We start from the raw sequence: 11,553 nt of genomic DNA, 5'->3' as shown, positions 1-11,553 counted from the left end.
TTGAGGAGCAGCACTCCGGGCTTGAACCGTCGATACAATCCAAAATAGAGCTTCGGACAAGACGAACGCGGCGACGCTGCTGCGACGACGCCTGCGGACAGCGTCCGTGCACGAAACCTACGGGAACCCGTAGTTCCGGGCCCCGTCTGATTTTGGGACGACTTCTTCGAACTTCCGAAGAGGTGTCGCCATGATCCACGTCGTGACTGCGGACAACATGCAAGACTACGCCGGCGCCATGGATCAAGCCTTCAGGCTCAGGCACCGGGTCTTCGTCGAGGAACTCGGCTGGCGCGACCTCGCCCGGCCGGATCGCCGCGAGATCGACGAGTTCGACGACGAGCACGCCGTGCATCTTCTTGCGATGGACGAGAACGAGACCGTGATCGGCTATTCGCGCCTCCTGCCCACGACCCGGCCCTACCTGCTGCCGATGGTGCTGCCGCAGCTCTGCGAGGGCACGCCGCCGTCCGGCCCGAACGTGGTGGAATGGGGCCGCATCTGCGTGGCCGAGAGCGCCCGCACCTCCGGCCGGCGCCTCAACCCGACCGCGCTCGCGCTGATGACCGGCATCGTCGAGTGGGGCCTGCCGCGGGGCGTGACGAGCTTCGTCTCCGAGATGCCGACGAGCTGGATCCTGCGCCTGCTGCAATTGCACCTGCGCGCGGTGCCGCTCGGCCTGCCGCACGAGATCGAGGGCGAGGAGATCGTCGCCGTCGAGGCCGCCTTCGACCGGCGCTCCCTGCGCCAGCTCCAGAACAAGCGCGGCGACGCCCGCTCCGTGCTGGCGCCGCCGCGCACGAGCGTGGTGCAACTGGCTTCCTGAAGCCGGGTTGTGTTTCGGGCCCGGTTGTATCCCGGGCTTGCCGTTTTCCTTCGACCTGACGCATCCTGCGCGGGGGGACGTACACGTGAAACGCAGACGCAGTGGTGCAGCGCGCGGCGCGGCACCGGGCCTGGTCAGAACCCTGGCCGAGGCCGGCATGGTGGGCGCCTGGGAATGGGACCCGCCCTCGGGGCGCTTCCTCCTCGACGAGGGGGCGGCGACCCTGATGGCGGGCGATCCGGGCCTCGCCGGCCGCCCGCTCCAGAGCGAGCGCGCGACCGCCGGGCTCGAAGAGGCCGATGTCGAGCTCTTCCTCGACGCGGTGCGCCGCGCCGTGGAGGAGGACGACGCCGTGCTGATCGAGCTGCGCTCCGCCGGGCTGCCGCGGGCGCGCCGTCTGCTGTGCCGCGGTCGCATCCTGCGCGACGGGCTCGGCCGGCCGGTCCGCGGGGAGGGGACGCTGGTGGACGCCGCCGAGGTCGGGGCCGAGGCCCGCGCCCTGCTCGGGCTCTCCGAGGACGCCGCCGGGGCGGCGATCGACGAGGCCGCGGGCCTGCTGATCGCGGCCCGGCGCGCCATCGACGCCAGCGGCAACCCGCATCTGCGCGACCTCGTGGACGTGGTGCTGCTCGAAGTGGCCCGCGAGATCGCCAACCGCTCGGAGCCGAACTCGCCGGTGCGGCACTGAGGGCGACCGACCCGACGCAGGCGATGCCCGCACCCATGGTCGCCTGCGCCGGCAAAGCGCCCTAAAGAGACCCGGCCGGCTCCTTGTCCCGAGGAGCGCGCCGGGGTCGGGCCCGGCGCGGCCCCTCCGGCCTCGCCGACGGTCCAGCCCCGAGTGCCCATGCCCGCGCGTCCCGTCGCCGTCGACCTGACCCGCCTGATCACCCGCCTGCGCCACGCCAGCCCGACCGGCATCGATCGGGTCGATCTCGCCTATGCCCGGCATGTCCTGGGCGGGGCGGGCGCCGCGGGCGCGCGGTTCGGCCTCGTCTCCACGGCCCTGGGCCCCAGGATTCTGGAGCGCGACGCGGCCCTCGACATCGTCGAGGCGGTGGCGGCGGGCTGGGTCGAAGACGTCACGGCCGACGACGACCCGGTCTACCGGGCGCTGAGCGACACCCTGGAATCCGGCGACACCCTTCGCCGCGCAGAGGCGCGGGCCAAGCCCGGACGCGCCGCGTCCTGGCCGCGCCGAAGGCTCCAGGCGGTGACCAGCCTGCGGGCGTGGCGCGCCGCCGGGCCCGAGCGGCTGCCGGAGGGCGCCGTCTACCTCCACACCTCGCATCTGCGCCTCGACCGGCCGGGGCGGTTCGACTGGCTCTACGACCGGCGCGACGTGCGCCCGGTCTTCTTCGTCCACGACCTGATCCCGATCTCGCACCCCGAATACGGCCGCCCCGGCGAGGCCGCGCGCCACGCCGCCCGGATGGAGACGGTGGCCCGTCATGCCGCCCACGTGCTGGTGAACTCGGGCGACGTCGGCGCGCGCTTCACCCGCTACACCCTGGCCCGGGGCCTGGGCGCCAAGCCGGTGACGGTGGTTCCGCTCGGGGTCGAGCCGGTGTTTTCCGCGGCCACCGAGGCGGCGGGCGAGGCGCGGCGCCCGACCTTCCTCGTCTGCGGCACGATCGAGCCGCGCAAGAACCACCTGCTGCTGCTCAACCTCTGGCGCGACCTCGCCGAGCGGCTGGGGGAGGGGACGCCCCGCCTCGTGCTGGTGGGCCGCCGCGGCTGGGAGATCGAGAACGTCGCCGACATGCTCGACCGCTGCCCGGCGATCCGGACCCATGTCAGCGAGGTGGTGGGGCTGACCACCCACGGCCTCGCCCGGCTGATGCACGAGGCCACCGCGCTCCTGATGCCCTCCTTCATCGAGGGCTACGGCCTGCCGGTGGTCGAGGCGGCGGCGAGCGGCCTGCCGGTCATCGCCTCCGACATCCCGGTCCACCGCGAGATCGCGGGCGCCTTCGCCCACTTCCTCGATCCCCTCGACGGGTCGGGCTGGACCCAGGCGGTGCTCGCCTTGAGCGAGCCGAACTCGCGGCTGCGGGCGGACCTCACCGGGCGGCTCGCCGGATACGCCGCGCCGACCTGGGACGCGCATTTCGAGCGGGTCGAGGCGGCGCTGGCTGCGTTGCCGGGGGCGTAAGTCGCGAAAGCAAGGCCGGGAGCATCGTGCCGATATCGAATCCGGCACGATGCTCCCGCCTCCCGTGCCGCATCGACCCGAAAGCCGCTCCGACCTTTCGGGTCGATGCTCCGCGTCACTCGGAAGGCGTCAGCCGGAAATCGACCGACTTGACGGTCAGTCCGGCATTTTCGTTGATTTTCGGGGTCTCCTTCGAGCCGACGCGTCCATTCGTTGCCTCGAAGCTGACCGTGACCGCGTTGAGATCGGGCTTGCCGGAGCCGAGCTTGCGCAAGGCCTCCGTGACGTCGAAGTCGCGCGTCATTCCCGATGCGGCATCCATGTCGGCGCCGTGCTGATGCCCCGTGTGCTCTTCCCCCGACATCGCGCCGAAGAAATTCACCGTTCCGGCGTATTCACGCCGGTTCGGGTCGGCGGGATTCTCGAGATAAACGTAGAACTGTGCGCCGGGAGGAGAGGCGAACGTGATCCCGCTGAGGATCAGGTGAGTCCGCGTTGAGGGCGGGGCATCGGCGCGGAGTGCGAGATCGACCAGCGGCTTCAGATCGTTCGCCTTCTGAAGCTCGACGTTCACCTTCGTCGTCGCCGCCTTGATCTGCACCGGTTCGGTCGATTTGTTCAGCACCGGGCGTCGTTCGATCATCTCGAGCACTTTCGGGCTTTGAGCGCCTTGCACCCGCGCGCCCTCCGCATTGGCCGCGAGCTTCACCCCGGAGCGCGCGCAGTTCGTCTCCTGTTCGTATTTATAATCGATGAGTCCGCCATTGAAGAGGTCGCCGACCTTCACGGTCACCTGCTGCCCGGACGCATCGACGAATGAGTAGGATTTGTTCGTAAAACTGGAATCCGAGGGATTCTTGTGTCCAGTCATATTACTCCAGCAGCTCCACATCCGATCGATATTGGCGTGGTGCACCCAGAAGATCGGGTCGTTGGCCGAGTAGGGGACAGCGCCCATGTTGACGACCGGGCATGTCGTGGCCACGGTGCAATGGATATAGCCATGAACATTCTGCTCGATTCCGGATTGATAGCCCCCGAAATTCGATTGCGTGAGCTGCCCGTCGATATTCGTGGAATTGGTATCGAGCGTTTCGTCGCCTTGCTGCCACCCTGGAGCGCGGCGAGGCTCGAACAGGGGATTCGGCTGATCGTTGCCGGAGGCGTCCTTGTAGGATGGTTGCGCGAATTCCGCCGGCATCGCCAGTTGCGCCGGGTTGGTGTAATCCCAATAGGGAAGGCGAAGGGTCGGGTCTCCCGAGGCGGCCTGCAACTGCTTCTCGAAGTAGAACAGATACAACCGGTGCCAGGCAAAGAACCACGGCGTACCGTGCTGGCATTGCGCCCATACGGCGAGCGCGACCTGATCCGGCGCCTTCAAGTCGGAAATGCCGTCGAAGAAGTGTCGATCGGACGGATCGACTCTTTGCCTCGCAGCGGCAACCGTGCCGAACCGCGATTCGGCCCCATAATAACCGTGAATGTTTGCTCAGTACTCCCAGCTCTTCCGGTAGTCTATGCTTGAATGATCGGCGGAGTTGCGCGCCTTCATGGCTGCGACGGCCTTGCGAAAGGCTGCGACGCGGTTCGGATCCTGCGCGAAGTCTTGCCAGCTCATGCGCACGGATGCGACGGCCCTGTCCGTCACAGCACCGCCGAACAACACGCTCACGGCCATCGCAGAGGCAAGAATGAACCGATGGGTCGCGGAACGACGCGGCATTATTTTCTCCTGTCAAAAATCATCAGGACGCGGCGAGCGTGAAACAGACCAGAACACGGACTGCGCCGAATTGTTTGCAAAAACTAGTCTTTATCGATGCTTGAGTCGGCCGTCTTTTCGCACGGAACCCGAAAAAGCATCTGTGAACGACAATAAATCAAGGCGACGGGAAGTCAACCTACCGTGGCATTTTCCTCGAACACGCGGACTTTACTCCTTTGCTCGGTTCCTCGCCGATAGGAGCCGCTGCGCTGAAGCCGTATCCGACCCGATTGCATCGGGTCGGCATCGCTCGAGTCTCTTGCTGTGCCATGTACTTGCTGTGCCATGTACCGGAGTCCATGCCCGCCCCGATCATCTGACGTCGGTCGGCACTCCATAGGATGCCGACCGAACGACCCTCACGGTCTTTCCATGACACTCGGACATCCGCCGTGCAGAGGCTCCTGCTCCGGCGTTTCGCGTCGGGCCCAAAACCATCCCTCGCAGGGTCAGGCCGATCGGGTTTCCACCCTGAGACCGCGGAGGCGGGCACCGGCGCTCGCGGCCGGCGGCGGCCCCGACCCCACGATTGCCACGCGGGCGAGATCGGCCTTAAGAGTCGAGGGAATCCTCATCGGCGTCGCGCATCTCGGCCCGCCTCGGGCCGCCGCGGCGCTTGTCCTTCAAGAAAGCTTTTCGCGATGCAGGTGGTCGATCTCGACCGGGAGACGGTCAAGCGGGGCCTCTCCGAGGGCACGATGCTGCTCATCGATGTCCGCGAGGATTACGAGTTCGCCCGCGGGCACATCCCCGGCTCGGTCTCGTTCCCGCTCTCGACCTTCGATCCGGGGGCCCTGAAGGCGCTGGTCGAGGCGGACGGACGGCGGCCGGTGTTCTCGTGTGCGTCCGGCGTGCGCTCGGTCAACGCGCTCGCCGCCGCGCAGGGCGCGGGGCTCGACATCACCGAGCATTACAAGGGCGCCTTCAAGGACTGGTACGGCGCGGGCGAGCCGGTCGAGACCTGAGGCGGCGCGGGGTGCGAGGCGTTTGGCCGCCGGAAACCTGCGGTTCTGAACGAATTGTGAAGGCCATGTGCGCGAGCGCACGCCCGATCCTCCTCCGCCCGGATTAGGCCGCGCCATGCAGGGAACCGAATGATGCGCAGCCTCCGGCCTCTTCTCCTCGCCTCGCCGCTGATCGCCGCCCTGCTCGGGGCGGGCCCAGCGCTCGCGCAGGCCCCCGGCGCGCCGCCGCCCGGCGTCACCGTGGCCAAGCCCGTCGTCAAGGAGATCGTCGAGCAGGACCAGTATACCGGTCGCTTCGACCCGATCGAGTATGTCGAGGTGCGCGCCCGCGTGACCGGCTACCTCGACAAGATCCTGTTCCAGGACGGCGCCAACGTGAAGAAGGGCGACGTGCTCTTCCTCATCGACCGCCGGCCCTACAAGGCGGCGCTGGAGCAGGCCCAGGCCGCGCTCACCTCGGCCAAGGCGCGCCTGTCCTTCACCCAGACCGATCTGGAGCGCGCCCAGGTGCTGGCGAAGGGCGGCAACATCTCCGAGCAGGTCACCGACCAGCGCCGTCAGGCCTCGCAGACCGCGCAGGCCGACGTGGACAGCGCGGAAGCCGCGCTGCGGAACGCCCAGCTCAACTACGACTTCACGGAAGTGAAGTCGCCGGTGAACGGGCGCATCAGCCAGCGCCTCGTCACCGAGGGCAACATCGTCATCACCGACCAGACGATGCTGACCACGATCGTCTCGCTCGATCCGATCTATTTCGGCTACACCGTCGATGAGAAGTCGTTCCTGAAGTACCAGGGCACGCTCGGCATCGGCATGGGCGTGACCCAGCGCGGCAAGGGCGCGCCGATCCGGATCGCGCTCGCGGGCGAGGAGAAGCCGACCCGCAAGGGCACACTCGACTTCGTGGACAACCGCGTCGACAACCAGACCGGCACGGTGCTGCTGCGCGCCACCGTCGAGAACCCGGACGGCTTCATCAAGCCGGGCCTGTTCGGCATCGTCTCGATGCCGGCGACCAAGCCCTACCAGGGCGTCCTGATCCCCGACGAGGCGGTCTCGGCCAACCAGGACAAGCGCATCGTCTACGTGCTCGGCGAGGGCGACAAGGTCGCGGCCAGGACCGTGAAGCTCGGGCCGATGGTCGACGGCTACCGCGTGATCGCCGACGGCCTGAAGGGCGACGAGACCATCGTGGTCAATGGCGTGGCCAAGGTCCGCCCCGGCGCCCAGGTCAAGCCCGAGACGACGCAGCTGCCGCCGACCAAGAAGTAACGGCCGCAACCGTCTCGGGGGCGAGAGGCGCGGTCGTCTAGAAAAAAATTTCGAGCGTCGGCATCCCAAAGAACGGGGTGCCGGCCTGAACGCAGACGGCAAGCCGCACGGGTGGCGTCCCACGCGTCACGGCGGCGAGAGGTTTGAACGATGCGTTTCGCCCACTTCTTCGTCGACCGGCCGATCTTCGCCTCGGTGACGTCGATCATCTTCCTGATCATCGGCTTCGTCGCCTACGAGAAGCTGCCGGTCTCGCAATACCCGGAGATCGTGCCGCCGACCGTGACGGTGCGCGCGAGCTTCCCCGGTGCCAACGCCGAGACGGTGGCGGCCACCATCGCGACGCCGCTCGAACAGGAGATCAACGGCGTCGACAACATGCTCTACATGACGTCGCTGTCGACCAACGACGGCGCGATGCTGCTGACCGTCACGTTCAAGGTCGGCACCAACCTCGATATCGCCAACGTGCTGGTGCAGAACCGCCTCTCGGTCGCCCAGCCGCGCCTGCCGCCGGACGTGCGCAACCTCGGCGTCATCGTCCGCAAGGCCTCGCCCGACCTGATGCTGGTCGTGCACCTCCTGTCGCCCAACAAGACCTACGACCAGAACTATCTGGCCAACTACATCTACCTCAACATCCGCGACGAGATGCTGCGTCTGGAGGGCGTGGGCGACATCACGATCTTCGGCGGCAACGAGTACGCCGAGCGGATCTGGATCGATCCGCAGAAGATGGCCGCCTACGGCCTGACCACCACCGACATCACCTCCGCGCTGCAGGAGCAGAACGTGCAGGTGGCCGCCGGCCAGCTCAACGGCCCGCCCGCGGCGCCGGGCGCCGCGTTCCAGCTCGTGGTGCAGTCGCAAGGCCGCTTCCAGTCGCCGGAGGAGTTCGCCGACGTCATCGTCAAGGCGAACCAGGGCCGTCTGGTGCGCGTGCGCGACGTCGCCCGCGTCGAGATGGGCCAGAAGGACTACACGACGAACTCGTTCCTCAACGCCACGCCCGCGGTCGGCATCGGCGCGTTCCAGCGCCCCGGCACCAACGCGCTCGACGCCGCCGCCTCGGTCAAGGCGGCGATGGAGCAGCTGAAGAAGAATTTTCCGCCGGACGTCGAGTACCGCATCGCCTACAACCCGACCGAGTTCATCGAGGAATCGATCCACGAGGTCTACAAGACCTTGTTCGAGGCGGTGCTCCTCGTCGTCATCGTGGTGCTGGTGTTCCTCCAGAGCTGGCGCACGGCGCTGATCCCGGTGATCGCGATCCCCGTCTCGCTGGTGGGCACCTTCGCGGTGATGTCGGCGCTCGGCTTCTCGCTCAACAACCTGACCCTGTTCGGGCTGGTGCTCGCCATCGGCATCGTCGTGGACGACGCCATCGTCGTGGTGGAGAACGTCGAGCGCAACATGGCCGAGGGCCTGTCGCCGGGCGAGGCCGCCCACAAGACCATGGACGAAGTGGGCTCGGCGGTCATCGCCATCGCGCTGGTGCTGGCGGCGGTGTTCATCCCGACCGCCTTCATCCCCGGCATCTCGGGCCAGTTCTACAAGCAGTTCGCGCTCACCATCGCGGCCTCGACCATCATCTCGGCCTTCAACTCGCTGACGCTGTCGCCCGCTTTGTGCAAGCTGCTCCTGAAGCCGCACCACGAGCACAAGAAGCCGAAGTTCTTCCTCACCCGCTTCGTCAACTGGCTCGCCGACCTGTTCAACCGCGGCTTCGACAAGCTCTCCAACGGCTACGGCCACACCGTCCGCTTCCTCACCGGCACGGCGGTGGGCGTCATCGCGATGCTGATCCTGTATGCCGGCGTCATCGCGGGCACGCTGCATCTGGCCCGCACCACGCCCACGGGCTTCATCCCGGATCAGGACCAGGGCTACCTCATCGGCGTGGTGCAGCTCCCCGCGGGCGCCTCGCTCGACCGCACCACGGCGGTGGTCAACCGCGCCGCCGAGATCGCCCGCGGGGTCGACGGCGTGACCAACACCGTCATCATCGCGGGCTTCGACGGCGCCACCTTCACCAACACGACGAACGCGGCGGTGATGTTCCTCACGCTGAAGGGCGCCAAGGAGCGGGCCGCGCAGGGACGCTCGGCCGCCGTCATCACCGGCGATGTGCTCAAGGCCACGGCCGGCATCCAAGAGGCCCGCGTCATCGTCATCCCGCCGCCGCCGGTGCGCGGCCTCGGCCAGGGCGGCGGCTTCAAGATGCAGATCGAGAGCCGCCAATCCTCGGAGATCGGCCCGCTGCTGGCGGCGGCCGGCGAGGTGATCGGGCAGGCGAACCAGAGCAAGGACGTGACGCGGGTCTTCACGACCTTCGGCAACGACACGCCCCAACTCTATCTCGACATCGACCGCACGGTGGCCCGCATGCTCAACGTGCCGCTCGCCAACGTGTTCTCGACGGTGCAGGCGGCGCTCGGCGGCACCTACGTCAACGACTTCAACACGCTGGGCCGCATCTATCAGGTGCGCGTGCAGGGCGATGCGGTCTATCGCATGTCGAAGCGCGACATCGAGCAGCTCAAGGTCCGCTCCTCCACCGGCGCGCTCGTGCCGATGGGCACGCTCGCCACGATCCGCGAGATCACCGGTCCGCAGATCGTGCAGCGGTTCAACCTGTACTACTCGGTGCCGGTCCAGGGCGTGGCGCAGGCCGGCATCTCCACCGGTCAGGCGCTCGACTCGATGGAGGCGATCGCCAAGCAGGCGCTGCCCGAGGGCTACGCCTACGACTGGACCGAGATCGCCTACCAGCAGAAGGCCGCGGGCGGCACCGCCATCTACGTCTTCGCGCTGGGCGTCCTGCTGGTCTTCCTCGTGCTCGCGGCCCAGTACGAATCGTGGGCGCTGCCGCTGGCGATCCTGCTGGTGGTGCCGACCGGCGTGCTCGCCGCCCTGTTCGGGGTGCAGTTGAGGGGGCAGGACAACAACATCCTGACCCAGATCGGCCTGATCGTGCTCATCGGCCTGGCGGCCAAGAACGCGATCCTGATCGTGGAGTTCGCCCACGACATCGAGGAGAGCGAGCACAAGGGCCCGGTCGACGCCGCGGTCCAGGCCTGTCGGCTCCGTCTGCGCCCGATCCTGATGACGGCCTTCGCCTTCATCCTCGGCGTGCTGCCGCTCGTCATCGCCACCGGCCCCGGCGCCGAGATGCGTCAGGCGCTCGGGACCGCGGTGTTCTTCGGCATGATCGGCGCGACCTTCTTCGGCCTGTTCCTGACGCCGGTCTTCTACGTCGTGATCCGCAAGATCGTGATCTGGATCGGCAAGAAGCGCGGCAAGGGCCACGAGCCCGAGCCGCACGGGACGCCCGCCCACGGCTGAGCATTGCGGCAACGGCTGGGCGTTGCCGCAGAGGGGATGCCTGAACGGCCGGGAGCACTAGCTTCCGGCCGTTCCCTTTTTCACGGACAGGATCGCCCGTGCCCGGTTACCTGCCCTTCGCGGGCGCCCTGAAGCTTCCCGCCTACACCTGCGACAATTGCGGGTTCTGGCAGCGCCATTTCGCGGCCCCGCCCTCCTGCCCGATGTGCCTCGACGCCCGCCACGTCGTGCCCCAGGACGGCTGGCGCTTCCGCTCCGAGCGGGAGGCGCAGGACGCCTTCCCCTGCCACTGGCAGGAGTTGGAGCCCGGGGTCTGGCGCTTCTGGAACGAGCCCGTCACCGGCATCGGCCCGAGCGCCTACCTCGTCCAGACCGAGCATGGGAACATGGGCTTCGAGGGCTGCCCGGTCTTCAGCGAGGCGGCGCTCGACCAGATCGCGCGGCTCGGCGGCATGCAGGTGCTCTCGGCCTCCCACCCGCATTCCTACGGCGCGCTGGTGCAGTTGCAGGACCGGTTCGACCCGGAGCTGTGCCTGCCCGCCGCCGACTTCACGTGGAGCGCCGCCCTTCAGGTCTCCTGGCCCTACGACGATTTCCTGGAACCCATCCCCGGCCTGGAACTGCACCGCACCGCCGGCCACTTCGACGGCCACGCCGTCCTGTTCGACCGAGCCCGAAAAATCTGCTTCTGTGGCGACGCCCTGAAGTTCGAGTTGGACCCCAACGATTTCCGGCGGGCGACGACGATCTCGGCGCACAAGGCGTTCGTGCGCGGCGTGCCGCTCACGGTGAACGAGTTGCGCCATTACCGCGACGTGTTCGAGCGGCTCGACTTCACCCAGACTTGGACCCCGTTCGAGCCCGCGGCCAATGTCGGCCGCACCGAGGTGCTGGCCCTGATCGACGCGATGCTCGGCACGCGGCCCCACGCCGCCCCGGTGCCGCTCGATCAGTTGCCCCGCGGCACCCGCTGAGCGCCCGGCTGACGGGCTCATCCCACCCCCCTCATCCTGAGGTGCCGCGAAGCGGCCTCGAAGGAGGGCTCCAGAAGTCGCGCGGCTGGCTGGAGCCCTCCTTCGAGGCTCCGCTTCGCTGCGGCACCTCAGGATGAGGGTGAGGATGGGATCGAACGCAGTATCGAACCGCTTCCGGCCCGAGCCGCAGGGACCTCGCGGCGCTTCGCGCATTCGGCCTAGGCCATCCGGCCGAAGAGCGTCCGGCCCTC

At 67.9% G+C, this 11,553-nt stretch carries 9 protein-coding genes; 7 read left to right on the top strand and 2 right to left on the bottom strand.

The genetic code is table 11. The features are described 5' to 3' along the window. Positions 1-190 precede the first annotated feature (190 nt). The 3 genes from AAHG03_RS11340 (at position 191) to AAHG03_RS11330 (ending at position 2,981) form a co-directional block, all read left to right on the top strand. Entirely contained in the window at positions 191-826 is a 636-nt protein-coding gene (locus AAHG03_RS11340) for an acyl-homoserine-lactone synthase (protein WP_342150766.1), read from the top strand. An 85-nt stretch (positions 827-911) separates the two neighbouring features. Continuing rightward, complete coding sequence (locus AAHG03_RS11335) at positions 912-1,514, top strand: hypothetical protein (RefSeq protein WP_342150765.1); 603 nt, start codon at positions 912-914, stop codon at positions 1,512-1,514. Positions 1,515-1,673: 159 nt separating this feature from the next. Then, positions 1,674-2,981, top strand: a complete 1,308-nt coding sequence (locus AAHG03_RS11330) for a glycosyltransferase family 4 protein (protein WP_342150763.1) — start codon at positions 1,674-1,676, stop codon at positions 2,979-2,981. 115 nt (positions 2,982-3,096) lie between these two features. Here the strand turns inward: AAHG03_RS11330 and AAHG03_RS11325 are convergent, their stop codons facing one another. Both AAHG03_RS11325 and AAHG03_RS11320 read right to left on the bottom strand, forming a co-directional pair. Continuing rightward, a complete protein-coding gene (locus AAHG03_RS11325) occupies positions 3,097-4,362 on the bottom strand; it encodes a tyrosinase family protein (protein WP_342150762.1) in 1,266 nt (421 codons plus the stop codon). A gap of 108 nt (positions 4,363-4,470) precedes the next feature. Next, positions 4,471-4,704, bottom strand: a complete 234-nt coding sequence (locus tag AAHG03_RS11320) for a hypothetical protein (RefSeq protein WP_342150760.1) — start codon at positions 4,702-4,704, stop codon at positions 4,471-4,473. A gap of 683 nt (positions 4,705-5,387) precedes the next feature. On the opposite strand from AAHG03_RS11320, the gene AAHG03_RS11315 reads away from it, so the two are divergent. The 4 genes from AAHG03_RS11315 to AAHG03_RS11300 all read left to right on the top strand — a co-directional run bounded on the left by AAHG03_RS11315 (position 5,388) and on the right by AAHG03_RS11300 (position 11,302). Continuing rightward, on the top strand, positions 5,388-5,711 hold the full coding sequence (locus AAHG03_RS11315) for a rhodanese-like domain-containing protein (protein WP_342150759.1): 324 nt from the start codon (positions 5,388-5,390) through the stop codon (positions 5,709-5,711). Positions 5,712-5,840: 129 nt separating this feature from the next. Beyond that, positions 5,841-6,983, top strand: coding sequence for an efflux RND transporter periplasmic adaptor subunit (locus AAHG03_RS11310; protein WP_412759741.1), 1,143 nt, complete (start codon positions 5,841-5,843; stop codon positions 6,981-6,983). Positions 6,984-7,133: 150 nt separating this feature from the next. Continuing rightward, on the top strand, positions 7,134-10,328 hold the full coding sequence (locus tag AAHG03_RS11305; protein ID WP_342150757.1) for an efflux RND transporter permease subunit: 3,195 nt from the start codon (positions 7,134-7,136) through the stop codon (positions 10,326-10,328). A gap of 98 nt (positions 10,329-10,426) precedes the next feature. Beyond that, a complete protein-coding gene (locus tag AAHG03_RS11300; RefSeq protein WP_342150756.1) occupies positions 10,427-11,302 on the top strand; it encodes an MBL fold metallo-hydrolase in 876 nt (291 codons plus the stop codon). Positions 11,303-11,553 lie beyond the last annotated feature (251 nt).

The organism is Methylorubrum subtropicum (assembly GCF_038442325.1).
Taxonomy (GTDB): Bacteria; Pseudomonadota; Alphaproteobacteria; order Rhizobiales; family Beijerinckiaceae; genus Methylobacterium; species Methylobacterium subtropicum.
Note: the sequence above shows the minus strand (reverse complement) of the source record. Positions and strands in the feature narration are given on the sequence as shown.